This is a genomic window from Sedimentisphaera cyanobacteriorum (assembly GCF_001997385.1).
Taxonomy (GTDB): Bacteria; Planctomycetota; Phycisphaerae; order Sedimentisphaerales; family Sedimentisphaeraceae; genus Sedimentisphaera; species Sedimentisphaera cyanobacteriorum.
The window spans coordinates 244,362-259,793 of sequence record NZ_CP019633.1 but is presented as its reverse complement, the minus strand read 5'-3'; the positions used below and the strand labels follow the sequence as shown (position 1 = coordinate 259,793).

General features: G+C 44.7%; 14 protein-coding genes. 4 read left to right on the top strand and 10 right to left on the bottom strand.

Going from position 1 to position 15,432, the window contains the following annotated elements:
* Positions 1–101 precede the first annotated feature (101 nt).
* Positions 102–815 (top strand): tRNA (adenosine(37)-N6)-threonylcarbamoyltransferase complex dimerization subunit type 1 TsaB, encoded by a 714-nt coding sequence (tsaB, locus tag L21SP3_RS00895; protein WP_077538654.1) that lies wholly within the window; start codon positions 102–104, stop codon positions 813–815.
* A 185-nt stretch (positions 816–1,000) separates the two neighbouring features.
* Here the strand turns inward: tsaB and L21SP3_RS00890 are convergent, their stop codons facing one another.
* Both L21SP3_RS00890 and L21SP3_RS11950 read right to left on the bottom strand, forming a co-directional pair.
* Positions 1,001–1,858, bottom strand: coding sequence for a type II secretion system protein (locus tag L21SP3_RS00890; RefSeq protein ID WP_077538651.1), 858 nt, complete (start codon positions 1,856–1,858; stop codon positions 1,001–1,003).
* 309 nt (positions 1,859–2,167) lie between these two features.
* Positions 2,168–3,007 (bottom strand): type II secretion system protein, encoded by an 840-nt coding sequence (locus L21SP3_RS11950; protein WP_077538649.1) that lies wholly within the window; start codon positions 3,005–3,007, stop codon positions 2,168–2,170.
* Positions 3,008–3,321: 314 nt separating this feature from the next.
* Here L21SP3_RS11950 and L21SP3_RS00880 point away from each other — a divergent pair, with 314 nt between their 5' ends.
* Positions 3,322–4,752 (top strand): sulfatase family protein, encoded by a 1,431-nt coding sequence (locus L21SP3_RS00880; RefSeq protein ID WP_077538647.1) that lies wholly within the window; start codon positions 3,322–3,324, stop codon positions 4,750–4,752.
* A 28-nt stretch (positions 4,753–4,780) separates the two neighbouring features.
* Positions 4,781–6,463 (top strand): arylsulfatase, encoded by a 1,683-nt coding sequence (locus L21SP3_RS00875; protein ID WP_077538645.1) that lies wholly within the window; start codon positions 4,781–4,783, stop codon positions 6,461–6,463.
* A 194-nt stretch (positions 6,464–6,657) separates the two neighbouring features.
* Here L21SP3_RS00875 and L21SP3_RS00870 read toward each other — a convergent pair whose 3' ends face one another.
* From L21SP3_RS00870 to L21SP3_RS00850, 5 genes are all read right to left on the bottom strand, one after another.
* On the bottom strand, positions 6,658–7,407 hold the full coding sequence (locus L21SP3_RS00870; RefSeq protein ID WP_077538643.1) for a hypothetical protein: 750 nt from the start codon (positions 7,405–7,407) through the stop codon (positions 6,658–6,660).
* 212 nt (positions 7,408–7,619) lie between these two features.
* Positions 7,620–8,828, bottom strand: coding sequence for a bifunctional glutamate N-acetyltransferase/amino-acid acetyltransferase ArgJ (argJ, locus tag L21SP3_RS00865; RefSeq protein WP_077538641.1), 1,209 nt, complete (start codon positions 8,826–8,828; stop codon positions 7,620–7,622).
* A gap of 22 nt (positions 8,829–8,850) precedes the next feature.
* Positions 8,851–9,846: a DUF748 domain-containing protein gene (locus L21SP3_RS00860; RefSeq protein WP_077538639.1), complete on the bottom strand. Its 996-nt coding sequence runs from the start codon at positions 9,844–9,846 to the stop codon at positions 8,851–8,853.
* A 4-nt stretch (positions 9,847–9,850) separates the two neighbouring features.
* Entirely contained in the window at positions 9,851–10,147 is a 297-nt protein-coding gene (locus L21SP3_RS00855) for a DUF167 domain-containing protein (protein WP_077538637.1), read from the bottom strand.
* Positions 10,131–10,463 carry a hypothetical protein gene (locus L21SP3_RS00850; protein WP_077538634.1) on the bottom strand — a complete coding sequence of 111 codons (333 nt, stop codon included), beginning with the start codon at positions 10,461–10,463 and terminating at the stop codon, positions 10,131–10,133. The genes L21SP3_RS00855 and L21SP3_RS00850 overlap by 17 nt, the downstream gene beginning before the upstream one ends.
* A 248-nt stretch (positions 10,464–10,711) precedes the next feature.
* On the opposite strand from L21SP3_RS00850, the gene L21SP3_RS12320 reads away from it, so the two are divergent.
* Positions 10,712–11,155 carry a DUF4372 domain-containing protein gene (locus L21SP3_RS12320; protein WP_077538632.1) on the top strand — a complete coding sequence of 148 codons (444 nt, stop codon included), beginning with the start codon at positions 10,712–10,714 and terminating at the stop codon, positions 11,153–11,155.
* Here L21SP3_RS12320 and L21SP3_RS00840 read toward each other — a convergent pair.
* From L21SP3_RS00840 to L21SP3_RS00830, 3 genes are all read right to left on the bottom strand, one after another.
* A complete protein-coding gene (locus L21SP3_RS00840; protein WP_077538630.1) occupies positions 11,124–12,746 on the bottom strand; it encodes an IS1634 family transposase in 1,623 nt (540 codons plus the stop codon). The genes L21SP3_RS12320 and L21SP3_RS00840 overlap by 32 nt on opposite strands.
* A gap of 353 nt (positions 12,747–13,099) precedes the next feature.
* Positions 13,100–14,800, bottom strand: coding sequence for a FecR domain-containing protein (locus L21SP3_RS00835; protein ID WP_077538628.1), 1,701 nt, complete (start codon positions 14,798–14,800; stop codon positions 13,100–13,102).
* Positions 14,797–15,315 carry a sigma-70 family RNA polymerase sigma factor gene (locus tag L21SP3_RS00830; RefSeq protein WP_077538626.1) on the bottom strand — a complete coding sequence of 173 codons (519 nt, stop codon included), beginning with the start codon at positions 15,313–15,315 and terminating at the stop codon, positions 14,797–14,799. Before L21SP3_RS00830 ends, L21SP3_RS00835 begins: the two co-directional genes overlap by 4 nt.
* Between the last annotated feature and the right edge of the window lie 117 nt (positions 15,316–15,432).

Below are 15,432 nucleotides of genomic sequence, written 5' to 3'. Positions count from 1 at the left end.
ACCCAATTTAATTTGACATCACGCCCTGAAAGATGAATATATTCCACATTATCTCGCAACTTTCAAGAAATAATCTGTAAACTCTTTTGAAATATTGAAAAATGGCTGAAATAATTCTCTGTATAGACACGTCAGGAAGAGCCGGTTCAGCGGCGATTTGCAATGATAATAATATTTTATGCGAAAAAAAATTTTCCGGACAGATCAGACACGCCGCTGAGCTTATACCCTCAACAAAAGATATTCTCCAAAAAGAGAATATAGGAGTAAATGAAATTGCCTATCTGGCCGTTACACAAGGTCCAGGGAGCTATACAGGCCTTCGAATCGGGATCACCGCTGCAAAAATGATGGTTTTGGCAGGCAGGGCTAAACTTTTAGGAATAAGCAGTCTGGACGCGTGCAGAGAAAACTGCCAAGCATACATCGATCAAAGCGGCGAAAAGTTCGACCGGATAATTCCTGTGCTTGATGCAAAGAGGGGGCAGTTTTTCTCATCAATGTATGAATTTAATGGCGAGGGCTGGGAAAAGAAAATTGAAGATTCCCTTCTCAAGCCAGAACAGATAATCGAAATGGCAGGCGGGAAAAATACCAGAACCGCCCTTTTAGGAGAAGGCCTGAAATATTATTCAAAAAAGTTTGAAGCTGAGGGGAATATTATTCTTCCGGAAGATTTTTGGGATGTAAAGGCAAGCTCGCTGTGCAGGCTTGCGGTGTTAGAAATTGAAAAGCAAAACTTTCAGGAACCATCCAGCTTTGCCCCAAAATATATGCGTCTATCTGACGCAGAAGAAAACCGCAGCTCAGCTTAGAGAAGACAAAACAATCTCCTGACACTGAGTTTTACTAATTCGCGCAAATCAGACAGCTTCCTGCCCGGATTAAACAGTATTGATTAGAACTCAGCGAAATCATAAACAAAATTTAGAGCAGTAAAAAAGCCGCCTGAGCTGTTTAACTCAGACGGCTTATGATTCACTAAAGAATATCTCAGACGTTAGTCTGTAGTGTCTTCAATCCATTCAGGCCAGTCAACTTCGGTATCTTCTTCTGAGTAGCGGCCGTGCAGATCGAATCTCCTGTGCCATTTTTGGTGGTAGAGATCTTTGATACTGAGCTTATTAACCGAGCCGTCCATAAACAAGAGGTTTGTTCCCTTCGGGTGCCTTCTCACTGTAAAGTGTGCCATTTCATAGCTAACATTAAAATTATACACTTCTTGCGGAGCCTGGCTGCCATTGTATTGGGATGGCTGGATTGCAGTTTCGCCTCGTTCATAGTGAGGCCCGCCGCCTCGCCATACAGCATCTGCAAAAAGCGGAACCGTATTTGCACGTGAAACTCTCGTTATATTACGCCAGTAATACTTTTGCTCTCTTCCCTGATAAATATTATCAGGAGCTCCGGGCGGTTCGTCAAATGCCCAGCAGTTCATCCCGTAGCTGGCATATTCCTGTACTTCGAGATCCTCTTCCTCATCGACATTAGTGTTGCCCATCCAGTAGGCCTCGTCTAAATCTCCATAATCGCCGTCTTCATTGGGTGTTTCCGCTTCAGGACATCTTAAAATGTCATTATTCGTTTCCCATTCGTGGCGAAGAGGAATAATCCATGCGCCACGCGGCCAGTTTATCCCGTATCTTTTGTCCATATCATTAGCACTGGGGAAACTGCCTCCGTATTTGCCCGTATAGATATTCCAGATAACGCCCCACTGCTTCAGGCGTGTCTGGCAGACCGTGGATTTGGCCTGTTCTCTCGCTCTTCCAAGAGCCGGCATAAGAACCGCCATCAGAAGCGCGATAATTGAAATTACTACAAGTAATTCGATCAGTGTAAAAGCCTTCTTTTTCATAACTGCCTTCCTATTAATAAAACCTTTCTTACAGCCTCTTGCTTAAGGCCGAATCTTTAAACTTATATATTAATTTATTGAGTCAGTAAAACTGCCTCACAATTAATAAATGCCTCAAATACGAAATTTTTACAAAATTTTTTAAAAAAACAAATTTGTTAGATAATCGCCCGTTTTTTTTTCTCAAAGCAGCTTATTATCATAAACCAGCTGGCACCAATTAGGACATAAAAATGCAATTTTTCATACCCATTATATAACTCAGCACATAAAACAAAAAAAAACCGCCTGAGCTGTTTAACTCAGACGTTAGTCTGTAGTGTCTTCAATCCATTCAGGCCAGTCAACTTCGGTATCTTCTTCTGAGTATCTTCCGTGAAGGTCAAACATCCTGTGCCATTTCTGGTGGTAGAGGTCTTTAATTGAAAGTTTACCTACCGAACCGTCCATAAACAGCAGGTTCGTACCCTTAGGGTGCCTTCTCACTGTAAAGTGAGACATCTCATTGTCGTAGTTCATAAACTGCCCATTTTGCGGGGATGGCTGAATTGCAGTTTCGCCTCGTTCATAGTGAGGCCCGCCGCCTCTCCACATGCTGTCTGCAAAAAGCGGAACTGTATTCGCCCTGCTGACTCTGCTGATAGCTCTCCAGTGGTACTCAGCTGGTCTTTGCTGAACATCTTTTGAATCATCAAAAGCCCAGCAGTTCATCCCGTAGCTGGCATATTCCTTTTCATCAAGGTCTTCCTCGTCTTGAATATTGCCCGGATCTCCCATCCAGTATGCATGTCTTAGCCCATTGTAGCTGGGGTCATCGGGGTCTTGCTTTGGAGCAGGCTCTTCTGCTTCTGGACACCTAAGGATGTCAGAGTTTGTTTCCCATTCGTAACGCAGAGGAATAATCCAAGCACCTCTAAGCCAGCCTATTCCGTATCTGTCATTGATATCATATGCGCTTGGGAATCTGCCGCCATACTTATCGGTATAAACATTCCAGATAACGCCCCACTGTTTCAGGCGTGTCTGGCAGACCGTGGATTTGGCCTGTTCTCTCGCTCTTCCAAGAGCCGGCATAAGAACCGCCATCAGAAGCGCGATAATTGAAATTACTACAAGCAATTCGATCAGTGTAAAAGCCTTCTTTTTCATAACTGCCTTCCTATTAATAAAACCTTTCTCCGGCCATTTTAATGCCGTTTTTTTAAACTAAAACTGTGTTCTTTTTTAACAAAATTGCTGCTTAATTAAATGTTTTTTACAAAAATTCTTTAAAAAAGAACTTAATTAATTGTGAGCTAATTGTAAAGACATTTTAACAGTTTATTTAAAAATTGCAAGAATATAGTTCGTATATGAAAAATTCCGTGCAGAATTTATGTAAAATATTGAAAAATCAGCTATTTACTTTATAACAAAAAAAGTTAAAGCACAAATTGCAACATTAAACTTTAAGAGGCTTAAGAATGATCAAAAGAAGAGATTTCCTTAAAAAGTCGATCCTTGCAGGCGCAGCGGCCGCCGCAGCCCCGATGAGCTTTGCTCTTAAAGAGAAAAAGCCCAATATTCTTTTCGTATTTATAGATGATATGGGCTTTGCAGACCCATCCTGTTTCGGAAACTACAAAATCAAAACGCCTAACATAGACCGGCTAGCATCCGAAGGCACAAAGCTGACTAACTTCTATGTAAACTCTCCTATCTGCTCGCCTTCGCGCGTAGCAGTTATGACAGGTCAGTACCCTCAGAGATGGAAGATACATTCATACTTGAATTCACGAAAGATCAACAAAAAACGCAGCATGGCCAACTATCTCACAGCAAAGGCACCTGTTACCGCGGGCGAGCTGAAGCGTGCAGGCTACAAGACTGCGCATTTCGGCAAATGGCATGTTGGAGGCGGAAGAGATGTTGATGATGCCCCACTCCCGCAGAAATACGGCTTTGATGAATCGCTGGTTTCGTTTGAAGGACTTGGGGAAAGGCTTCTTTTTGAAGACCACGGACTTTCCAGACAAAGCGCAAAGCTTGGCGGCAAGACCACCGAAATCCCCAAACATAATACAACTGAGAATTACGTGAACCGCTCGCTGAAATTTATGGAGGAAAGCGTTGAGGCAGACAGGCCTTTCTATATTGAGCTTTTCCCCAATGACGTTCACGACTGGCATCTGCCTAAAGAAGGCGAGGCAGAGAAAATGAAATCTGTAACGCAGAACCCTTGGCAGCAGGCTTTCTTCGCGGTACTCAAAGAGATGGACAAACAGCTCGGCAGGGCATTCGATAAAGTTAAGCAGCTCGGCATAGAAGATAACACGCTGATAGTCTTCACAAGCGACAACGGCCCGACAGACTGGCGGCGATACTACCGCGACGGCTGGAACCCTCCGGGATCTACAGGTGAATTCTACGGCAGGAAATGGAGCCTTTACGAAGGCGGAATAAGGATGCCTTTCATAGCGAAATGGCAGGGCAAAATCCCTGCGGGCACAATAAACAGCGAAGCGATATGCGCAGGGATAGACCTTTCGCCAACATTCCTCAATATTACCGGTGCAAAGGCCTCTTCAGAGAAGGACGGGCAGGATATGATGCCTGCGCTTCTCGGAAAGAAATTCCAGCGCAAAAAGCCAATATGCTGGCAGTACGGCAAACCTTTCGCAACGCTAATGCCGGGGAATAAGGAATTTATCAGTCCCTCATTTGCAGTTAGAGACGGCAAATGGAAACTGCTTATTAATCCGGACGGGTCTGACACTGAGCTTTTCGACCTCCAGAGCGACATCAAGGAAACCACAAATCTCGCTGCACAGAAACCTGAAAAGGTAAAACAGCTAAAGGCCGAGCTCAAGAGATGGGCAGAAGAGGTAGGCATCGACGAAGCGGTTAAATTTTAGTCTTAAACTTTTTTGAAGAGGATTATTTATGCGCAGAAGAGATTTTGTTAAATTAGCCGGCTGTACATTCGGTGCAGCTTTAGGCTCATCGGTTAGCGGAGAGGCATTTTTCGCTAATAAAGAATTGAAAATTAGCAAATCCAAACGCCCTAATATAGTTGTAATTATGGTTGATGATATGGGGTATTCGGATATCGGCTGCTTCGGAAGCGAAATCGAAACCCCGAATCTCGACAGGCTCGCAAATCAAGGCGTCCGATTCACGGATTTCCACAATACAGCAAGATGCTGCCCGTCTCGTGCGAGCATTCTCAGCGGGCTCTACCCGCATCAGGCGGGCATGGGATGGATGTATAAAGACCACGACCTTGAAGGCTATCAGGGGCATATTCACCGAAAATGCGTTACCATAGCTGAAGTGCTCAAGCCAGCGGGCTATTTCACATCAATTACAGGGAAATGGCATGTGGGCAGGGCTATCCCGAGCCAGATACCAACCTCCCGCGGCTTCGACCGCTTCTTCGGCTGCCCAACTGGTGCAGGCTTCTTCTACCAGCCGAACAAAGAGATTTATCTAAATGATAAACTAAAATACAACAGCAAATCGGAAATGCCCGAAGGATTTTACACAACTCACGCATGGGTTGACTACGGGATCCAATTCGCAAAAGAGGCCTTCAAAGAGGGTAAGCCGCTTTTCTACTACCTCGCTCATAACGCCCCGCACTGGCCATTGCAGGCACCGAAAGATACGATTGAGAAATACCGCGATCGCTATCTTTGCGGCTGGGATGAGCTGCGCAGGCAGAGATACGAACGTATGAAAGAGATGGGCATTCTCAAAGAACAGTGGGGGCTTTCTCACGACAAAAGGGAAGACTGGGACGAACTCAAAAACTCCAGCTACCGCTGGTATAAACGGGGCATACCTGCATGGGATGAGCTCAGCGAGAAGGAGCAGAAAGAGCAGGCCGATATGATAGCCGTTTACGCTGCCATGATCGACGAGATGGATAAGAGCGTGGGCAGGCTGGTTGATTTCCTCAAAGAAAAGGGCGAATATGAGAATACCGTGTTTATGTTCCTCTCAGACAATGGCGGCTGCGCTGAAGGCAAAGCCCAAGCCCACAACTTCGGCAAGAATACCGGCAGGCTCGGGGGCCCAGAAAGCTTTATCAGATGCGGCAGGGCCTGGGCAAACGCTCAGAACACGCCCTTCAAGCTTTTCAAACATTACACCCATGAAGGCGGAATCGCTACGCCGCTGATCTTCTCATGGCCTGCAAAAACGAAATATATGGCAGGCAAAATAAACCGCTCTCCCGGGCATATTATCGATATTATGGCAACCTGCATTGATATCGCCGATGCGAAGTATCCAAAGCGGTTCAACGGAAACGAAATAACGCCTTATGAAGGAAAGAGCCTTTTGCCCGCTGCTCTTAAAGACAAACCGATCGAACGGGACGCAATTTTCTGGGAACACGAGGGCAACCGTGCAATCCGGAAGGGCAAATGGAAACTCGTTTCGTATGTGCGTGAGATAAGAGATTTCAGCACCTCCGAAGGCTGGGAGCTTTACGATATGGATAAGGACAAATCTGAAATACACGACCTTGCAGACAAGTATCCAGAGAAGGTGGAAGAACTTGCCCAGCTCTGGGAGAAATGGGCGAGAAGAACTAAAGCCAAGCCATGGCCTTGGGGCTGAGCTTAGCTGTATAAACTTCATCTTTCCTTAAGGCAGGCGGCTTCAGAGCGTCTGCCTTTTTTTGGCAGAAAAACGCAAAGGGGATGTATTTTTCAAAAGAGGGTTTTAAAATGCCGGCTGCAAAGAGAGTCTTCCTTTCTGCGGATAATGCGCTTCCTTAATGAAACTGCCCGTAAAAGGCATCGTAATTTAGGTTAGAAACTGGTTGAAAGCCCTACACCTGCGTAGAAGTAGTCCGGATCGTCTGAAGCGTAGTAACCGTCTGCTTCTCTCATATCATTGTCCAGAAGGGCAACGTATGAAACGTTAGGGGTAAGAGTCCAATCGCCCATGGCAATCGGCATACCTACGTTTGCTTTGAAGTCCTGGAATGCATCATCATCTGAGCCCCAGTAAGCTTCGTTAGACTTATCATTAGCCCAGCCGACTGAAGCAGAGCACTCAAGCCCTACGCCGTCTGATAGATCCATAGACTCGCTCACGCAGCCGCGGATGTACATGCCGTCCTGAGCTTCATCAATATCATAGTATGCCTTGACCATTGGATTCAGCATCATATCTAAACCCAGTCCGGCATAAACTTCGCTTCTTGCTTCATTCATAGAGCCCATATCAAAGTCAAATCTTTTAGCACCGATGCAGTACTTCATAACATCGCCGAGCTTGTCGCCGTATTCAATGTAGTAGTCAACTTTGGTAAAGTTGTTTCTTTCTTCAAGGTCGTTTGTAAGATCCATATTTCCCCAGATTCCTAAACTGAGTTTATCCATTGTAAAATCCAGGCCGGTCTGCATTACAGACTCATCAGAAATAGCCTTACCGCGCCAGATATACTTGCTTGAATAGTCGATTGAGAGATCGCCTTTGATATCAGCATCGAAAGCCATTGTTACACCTGCCGTGCAGGCAAGCATAATCGCTGTGAGTATCATTTTTTTAAGCATCTTAATCACTCCTAAAATGTTTTTTTAACATTCTGCAGCCTGCCGGCTATTCCGTCAGCCGGCGGCATGCGAAAATCAGAAAGCACACAGCCTAAAGCTTATTCCGCCGAAAGAAAAACATCCTCTCTGCAGCCATTTATATTCAGCTTATCTGAAACAGTTAATGTTTCAGTAAAACCCTCTTCAGTTGTTAAAGAACAAACCTGAACTGCTCAGGTATGGTAATCAGCATTTATTTCAACGTACTTTTTGCTCAAATCGCAGCCCCAGCAGAAATCTGAACTGCTGCCTGCGCCAAGGTCTATTGAGATTGTATGCTCTTTCTGCGATACAATCTCTTCAGCACGTTTTTTATCAAACTTCACCGGCCTGCCTCCGCGAAAAACGGTAAGCCTGTCGAGCCGGCAAGTTATATTATCAACATTCACTTTAGCTCCGCAAGAGCCTATCGCACAAATTATTCTTCCCCAGTTAGGATCAGAGCCGTTTACAGCACATTTTACCAAATCATAATTCGCTACTGCCCTTGCGGCTTTGCGGGCATCTTTCTTTGATGCCGCCCCCGAAACAGCAACTTTGAATATCTTAGAGGCCCCTTCAGCGTCAAGAGCCATTTGTCTGGTAAGGTTACGACATACGCTAAGCAGTGTTTTTAAGAATTTCTTATAATCTTGGCTCCCGGCTTTGTTTATTCCCGCATTTCCAGCCTTTCCCGATGCAAGAATCAGGGCAGTGTCATTAGTGCTTTGATGACCGTCAACGGTAAGCTTGTTGAGAGACTCCCCTGCCGCTTCTTTCAGCGCTCTTTGCAGAAGTGTTTTGCTGATTGCGACGTCTGTAGTGAGAAAGCAGAGCGTAGTGGCCATATTCGGGGCTATCATACCTGCCCCCTTTATTGCGCCTGCGATTGTTACATCTTTTCCCGAGAGCCGGACGGTTTCACTGTACTGTTTGGCTGCGGTGTCGGTAGTTAGGATTGACTCGGCGAAATCCCTGCCCGCTTTTTGTGATTGAGAAAGCGAATCTGCTGAGGCCTTAATGCCGCAGCGAACCTTCTGCATGGGAAGATGCTGGCCGATTATCCCTGTAGAGGCAGCGAGAATCGAACTTTCTTCCGCCTTAAGTGCTTTGCCTGCCTCTCTGCACATACTGCGTGCATCGCTGAGGCCTTTTTTGCCTGTGCAGGCGTTTGCATTCCCCGAATTAACCACAACGCCGAAGCATCTGGCGCAGGCGAGATTTTCTCTGCAAACCTCAACTGCCGCCGATACAACTGCATTTGTGGTAAAAACTCCAGCGGCTTTCGCTCCTTCTGGACAGCTTATCATTCCAAGATCTTTACTGCCCGAATCCTTTATACCCGCCGAGACCCCTGAAGCGAGGAAACCGGCAGGGGCTGTTAATCCATGTTTTTTCATCATCCCTGACTTATAAACTGAAGCTTTATTCGGCCTTTTCTTCTTCTTCTTTTTTATCCCCGCCGAACATACCGCCTATACCTTCTACGATTTTGCCGGCTTCTTTGCCGATATTCTCGCCTGTTTTCGCTGCGCCTTCGAGGGCCTTTTTGCCGCCCTCAACTACGCCTTCTACAGCCTTTTTACTGCCTTCAACTGCCTCGCCGACTTTCTTGCCGCCTTCACCGGCAATCCCCGATACAGAGCCGAATACGCCCTGCCCGAGGTCTCCTAACACTCCTGCAGCTCCCTTAAAAGAGCCTCCAAGAGAATCGAGTACGCCCGTGGGGATTATGCCTTTGCCCTTCTGCATTATGGTTTCGGTGATTGTGCCGAAGATGATTTTTGTTAACTCAGCAAAGCTGAGCTTTTTGTCTTTCCCCACATCTTCCATCTCGATGCGCGGGAGGGTGAAGGTCATCTTGTCCATATCGCCTACAGGCAGGTCTATCAGCTTAACTGTAACCTTTGCGTTTGAGATTATGAGCTTATCCACCACAACCTGCTTCTTGCCTTTTTCAGCGGGCTTTTCTTCCTCCGGCTTCTTCTCGCCTTCGGCAGGCTTCATATTCTCTGTGATAGTTTGGAAGTTGCTCTTGAAGCCCCTGCTCTCGAAATTTATATGAAGCCCGTCGAAGTGCAGCTTCTTGATATGCACCTCATCACTGAGAAGCGAGCCTGTGTCCACGGCTATATCGCCCTGCCCCATCTTCATGGCATAATCGAGCTTGTAACCCTCGGGATTGTCAACAGTGAGCCCGTTTATTTTCCCCTCGCCTCCCATAAGGCTGAACGTGATTGCATCTATATCAACGCCAACACCAAGAGCCTTCGTTCCTGCCTTTTCCGCTGCGACAGTGGCCGCTCTTTCGCCGAAGAAGCTGAAAAGAACTGAAATAAGAAGAATTACAACAAGAACTGCTATCAGCAGTTTACGAAGCATATTGCTTTTTTTGGCTTTCTTTTTTTCTTTCTCGGCCATTTTTTCACTCCCTGCATATTTGCATAATTTTTTCCGGCTCTGCGCCGTAAATTTTGAGCCTTTTAACAGGATTCGACGCACCTGATACAAGCTCGATATCCTTTTTCTTTGCGTTCAAGCGTGAGGCCAGATACGAGATCAGCTCCTTGTTTGCCTTGCCTTTCTCCGGCGGCGCTGCCACCTTAACCTTAATCATCCCGTCGTGGCAGCCTGAAATCGCTGTCCTGCTGCTTCCCGGAACAATCTTAAAGCCCAGCTCAACCCAGCCCGGGCCTTCGTTTATCTTAAGCCTGTCCGCCATCTGAATTTTCTCCGCCTTCACACTTCATCGAAATGTCCAGCGCGTTTTCAATATATTTCTCAATCTCACCTGCCAGCTTGCGAACGTCTCGTATCTGAAAAAGCTCTCTTTCCACGAGCTTCTTGCCGGTGTCCTCGCTGCCACTGAGTATCTCAACTACTACTCGATTCCTGCTTTCAGCCGTTTGAAATTCCGACTCATTTTCCGCTCGCCTTATTACCGCCTCATGGTTCGGGCTAAGCATCACAAGCTTAAGCCCTGTATAAACAGCTGCCGGAAAGAAATTTGATAATTCCGAAAGAACATCCATTTTCATATAATCAGCAGGTTAAAATGCTGAATCCTTTACATACTCAATTTCACAATACGTTAGTATAATTATAATACTGCAAAAAACCAAATTCAAACTCATTTTATATTTTGTAAAGTTTTATGTGTGTTTTTTTAAGAAAAATTGACACAGCCATCCCATAGAAGAGCAAAATACAAGATGTTTCTTTAAAATCAGCGGGGTATGAGTTACACTAATTCTTTCAGTCTAATTAAACAAATTAGGAGTAACCCATGACACCCGCCAAACATCAATATAGCATTCTTAAGCAAATATGCCAACATATTCCTGCACATCTTGTTTCAAAATTGTCTCGGTCTTTCGGTATTGACAAGCAATCACGAACATTTTCTTGCTGGTCGCACATTGTATCTATGCTTCATGTCCAGATTGCTCACAGTCTCTCGCTCAACGACGTTTCCGACACATTGCGTAATCATTCTGGAGCTTTGACTCCTATCCGCCGTGCAACCCCTCCAAGCAGGAATGGGCTTTCTCATGCAAACAGGGTTCGAGATCCTCTTATGGCAGAGACTCTCTTCCTGACTTCGGCGGTAAATTTTCATAAGTCCTTGTCAATAAAGGACTCGATTTTTTGCGCAGGCACTACAAACCCTATTTCGGAAGGTTTTTCGGCGGGTGAAATTACATTTTGTAAGGCGTTGTATTGGTGCTGAGATTAACTGTTTTATAGAGTTTTCTTGCGTCCTCGTTAATCTTTGATGGCAGGACATATCTGCACTCTGTTTTCTTATCCCAGAGTATGCTCAGCTGCACGTGGTTGAGGGCATTTACAATCCTCGCCACAGACATCGGCTCAAATCTCAGCCGAACCCTGTAGGCCAGATTTCTCGCGCAGGTTAGAGCGATAAAGCATATCAGTATATGGGCTTTGATTCGTTTCGGCGTCCAGTGGTATATCGGCCGTATCTTCAGATCGTGCTTGCTTATCCTGAAGCACTCTTCAATCAGCCAGAGCTGCCTGTAATGATCTACTACAGCCGAATCATCCATATCCTTAACATTCGTTATAACACCGTGAAGACCATCAAAATTCGCAGCCTCTTCATATTTCTCTTCATCTATCCGGCAATCTATATCGCCGGTAACACGCATAAACTTCTTGTAGCCGTAGTTGCTTATAAGTGATTTGGGGTTGCTGCTCTTTTCAAGCTTCTCCTGGAGCTTTCTTATAGCTTCATCCCTGTCGTGCTTATTCTTTTTAGCGAGTTTATCGCTGTAGGTAACAATAAGCCTTGTATCTTTGCCGTAATCAAAGCTTCTAAGCGGGGCATTGGATTCTGTAACCTTTGCTTTCCATTTATCAGTGAGGCTTTTAAGCCTCGCTGCCACAATATACTCAACTCCCTGCTTTTCAAGGTAATCAAGATTAGCCTTGCTAAGCATTGCGCTGTCTGCGGTGAAGATAACACGCTTGAGGTTGTATTTCTCTTTGATCTTAGGGATTACAGTATGCAGCGTATGCCCTTCATACTGATTGCCGGGGAATACCTCATAACCTACTGGAAGCCCTTCTGATGTGGACAGAAGACCAAGGACAACCTGCGGCTGATTGAACTTCATATCCTTGCTGTAGCCGTTCTTTTTGAGCTCATCTTCTGTAAATGATTCAAAATAAAGCGTGGTGCAGTCGTAGAAAAGAAGACTTATCTCTTCGCCGAGAAGGCCTTTAGCAGCACTGTGAGCACAGTTTTGAGCCTTGCTGATAATATCATCTGTGATATTATCCATCATACGGTAAACGCTGTCTAAAGAAAGGTTAATGCCGAAGTCTTTGGAGAGATCCTGAACGCTGCTGCGTTTGCTCACTGGGTTTGCAAGCCTTGCCATTGTGATATGACGAAGGTTTTTGCCTGCAGACTCTTTGCGTCTATCGAAAAGATTGTTAAAGCCAAGCTCATTGTAGATGCTGCCGAATACCTCATGGATGCCTGTAGTTATGCGTGCCTGTTCCCTGAGATTCTTTAGATTGACCCGCAAAGGCTTATCATCAATGTTTTTGCGGGCATCTATTGCAGCTTCTGCAAGATGCTCAGGCTTGAAAAGTGCCGGCGTTTTCTCGGCCTCAAGCTTGGCCTTCTCGAATTCGGCAAAATCCTTGAGCCGCTTAAGCTCTTCTTCTGTGAAGGCTGTGCCGAGATGACGAACTATACGCTGACGAGGCTGGTTCTTCTCGTTGCGATAACTCTCTACAATCTGTACCGACTGCTTCGGACTGTTTTTTGATGTCTTTACTCGTATAAACATAAATGCAGATTATACGAAATCAAAACATTGTGTCAAAAAAATAAAAAATTAGGCACTACGAGCGAACCGAACTTAACAAACCCTCATAACAGCCTCAAAACCCACTTTTTGCAGAGTTTTCCACAATCATACCGCCGAAGTCAGGAAAATCACCATTCAGCAAAGGAAACAAGGCGAAGGCTGGAGTGAGACAGCTTGCTGACTGAATGAGAACGGTTTCCCCGCCAGAGCTGATAAATGGTCGCACGTTGCGGTGCCCCGCATAATTGACCGCTGCGCCCCTGAGCTCAAAAAATAAGAAGAAAAGTCAAGGGTAAAGGGATAAATTGAATTCTCAAAAACAGCAAAGCCAGTTATTCAGTGAGCGGCTTCAAATCGAATTTGATCACGGGTTTAATGAATACCCCCCAATCGTATGATGTTCCGTCGTCCTTGTCGGTGATTGCGAGAGTTAAGAATCGGGAGTTTTGATTTAATGGAACTGAAATTTTCCTGTTGAGGAAATCATTTGTCCCGGGCTGGAAACCGTCTGAGACAACTTCGCCGTCAACAAACACCCAATACCTGAATGCCCCTGTCCCAGAGCGGTTTATTGCGGTCTGATAAATTGTCTGAAAGAAAGACGGCCGAAGCGAAGGGTACTTTTTTCTCAAAGCCTGCAGGTCAAAAGTGATCCCTGAGTTTGAGTGCATAAAAATTACCGGATCATCATATCCTGTTTCAACATCTACAAACACTCCTCCCGGCTGATTATCAGAAATGTTCCAAACAACAGGCTCACCGCTGACAGGCGCCCAAAAGGCGCTTTCACTGTTAGAAAAGGATTCAAAAGTTATGCCGGAAGTGCTTATCTTGCATCCGTTTTTGTCTTTTTGAGGCACGAAAACTGAATCTATGTACTTACTGCCTTCTACTTCATTAAAAGTGTCCTGCGCCACGCGCCACCCTTTATAGCAGCTTTCAATGGGCTTAATCTTTCCGTCAGACAGATCTATAACCTTATTTCCGCTTTCAAACTTAAAACCATTTTTACCTGAAACCGCAGCGGAAAGAGAAAAACTTTCTCCTCGCCAAACGAAACTGTCTTCTGAAGAAAAATCACGAACATAACCCGTTTCAGGGTACTCAACATCGGCTAAGCCCCTGCTTTCATTAAATTCCACAGCCTGATACTGGCGTAATATTTCTGCGAAATGCTCTATGCTATGTTCAGCATTTGATGATTTATCCGACGATAACTCTACACTGCCTTTGTGAACATAAACCTTGCAATCTGCAAGATGCCCTACCTCCACTCCAAACTGCGTGCTAAGGTCTTTTATTACTGCATTCTTTGTTTTTACGATAAATCCTTTACCATCAGGCGGAACATTCGCATTAAGGCGGCCGTATTCAAGAATTATTTCGCCGGGGCTTACCAGTGTAAACATAGCCGGAGCTTCTAATATAGCTTCAGTGCCCTTTTCAAATTTTATCTTTAATATACCCTCCGAAAGAGAATAGCCGCCTGGTTTCAGTCCTTGATCATTGCTTAAATTTTTCTCAGCAGAATAAACATCAATACTGTCTTTCACATAAGCCACCGCCGGCCTGTAAATAAAATTGGCGTATATGAATAAAAACAGCATAGCCGCTGCGCCGGCGATTGCAGAGTAAAGGTTTATTTTTGATATCTGCCTTTTCTGGCGAAACGAATCAGGCGAATTCAGCTGATTTCGTTTAACTGAGTTGTGATGCTTTTGCTCCTGCCTGTTTTTATTGATTGGCTGTGCATTTTTCTGCTCTTCTAAAATCCGGTCAATAATGCTTTTATCAATATTAACTGCATCAGAAACGCTCAAATCTTCGTCTGATTCTATTAAGCTTTTGATTATGCAGCTGCCCTCCTGTGAGCTCATCATAGAATACATTTCCATAAAACGCGAATAATAATAAGCAGCATCTGAATCAGAACTGACGGTGCGCAGGAGCTCAGCCCTTTCTTTATCGCTCAAATCCACCTCAATAGCAGAAACGATTTTAATGTAAAGTTTGTATATCTCTTGCTTAGTCATTCCTGCCCCCATTGCTTTAAGGTCTTTTCAACGCAGTTTTGAAGCATCGCATAAATGTAAGCCATACGTTTATATATAGTATTAATAGAACTTTCTGTTTGTCTTGCAAAAGCCTTTAAACTTGTTCCGTTAGTGAATCTGGCTTTTATCAGCTCTTTATCATTATCGCTTAGTTTAGTTACGCAGCCGTTAAGAGCAGAAAGTCTGAGGTTCTCCTGTTGAGAATTGAATTGAAAATTACTGCCAATATCTTCGAGAAGCTGATTATCAATTAAATTAGAAAAACGTTTTTGGGTGCGATAATGCTCAAACACCTTATTACGAGCGACAGTACATGCCCAGCTGAAAAAGTTTGTGCCCTCTATAAAGTCATCAAACTTCTCCCACATCACTAATGCAGAATTCTGAAAAATATCATCAGCCTCAGCCTTATTGGGAACTAATGTAATTATATAGCAATACAGCCTGTTGTTGCAGGCTAAAAACAGCTTTAAAAACTCATCTTTTTTTTGCATAAAAAAACCTTAAAAGAATTCCTTCACTATCTTATGATTCAGACAAATCAGTTTAGTAAGAAAAAATAAGTTTTTTTGCGAAGAATTTCAAAAGTTGGCTGTATTCTGCCAAAAATC

Bases quoted from the DNA above. Each gene is read 5' to 3' on its own strand.
- L21SP3_RS11950 (WP_077538649.1), bottom strand. From the start codon at position 3,007: ATGAAAAAGAAGGCTTTTACACTGATCGAATTGCTTGTAGTAATTTCA.
- L21SP3_RS00830 (WP_077538626.1), bottom strand. From the start codon at position 15,315: ATGCAAAAAAAAGATGAGTTTTTAAAGCTGTTTTTAGCCTGCAACAAC.
- L21SP3_RS00890 (WP_077538651.1), bottom strand. From the start codon at position 1,858: ATGAAAAAGAAGGCTTTTACACTGATCGAATTACTTGTAGTAATTTCA.
- L21SP3_RS00870 (WP_077538643.1), bottom strand. From the start codon at position 7,407: ATGCTTAAAAAAATGATACTCACAGCGATTATGCTTGCCTGCACGGCA.
- L21SP3_RS00850 (WP_077538634.1), bottom strand. From the start codon at position 10,463: ATGAAAATGGATGTTCTTTCGGAATTATCAAATTTCTTTCCGGCAGCT.
- L21SP3_RS00855 (WP_077538637.1), bottom strand. From the start codon at position 10,147: ATGGCGGACAGGCTTAAGATAAACGAAGGCCCGGGCTGGGTTGAGCTG.
- L21SP3_RS12320 (WP_077538632.1), top strand. From the start codon at position 10,712: ATGACACCCGCCAAACATCAATATAGCATTCTTAAGCAAATATGCCAA.
- L21SP3_RS00860 (WP_077538639.1), bottom strand. From the start codon at position 9,846: ATGGCCGAGAAAGAAAAAAAGAAAGCCAAAAAAAGCAATATGCTTCGT.
- argJ (WP_077538641.1), bottom strand. From the start codon at position 8,828: ATGATGAAAAAACATGGATTAACAGCCCCTGCCGGTTTCCTCGCTTCA.
- L21SP3_RS00875 (WP_077538645.1), top strand. From the start codon at position 4,781: ATGCGCAGAAGAGATTTTGTTAAATTAGCCGGCTGTACATTCGGTGCA.
- L21SP3_RS00835 (WP_077538628.1), bottom strand. From the start codon at position 14,800: ATGACTAAGCAAGAGATATACAAACTTTACATTAAAATCGTTTCTGCT.
- L21SP3_RS00880 (WP_077538647.1), top strand. From the start codon at position 3,322: ATGATCAAAAGAAGAGATTTCCTTAAAAAGTCGATCCTTGCAGGCGCA.
- tsaB (WP_077538654.1), top strand. From the start codon at position 102: ATGGCTGAAATAATTCTCTGTATAGACACGTCAGGAAGAGCCGGTTCA.
- L21SP3_RS00840 (WP_077538630.1), bottom strand. From the start codon at position 12,746: ATGTTTATACGAGTAAAGACATCAAAAAACAGTCCGAAGCAGTCGGTA.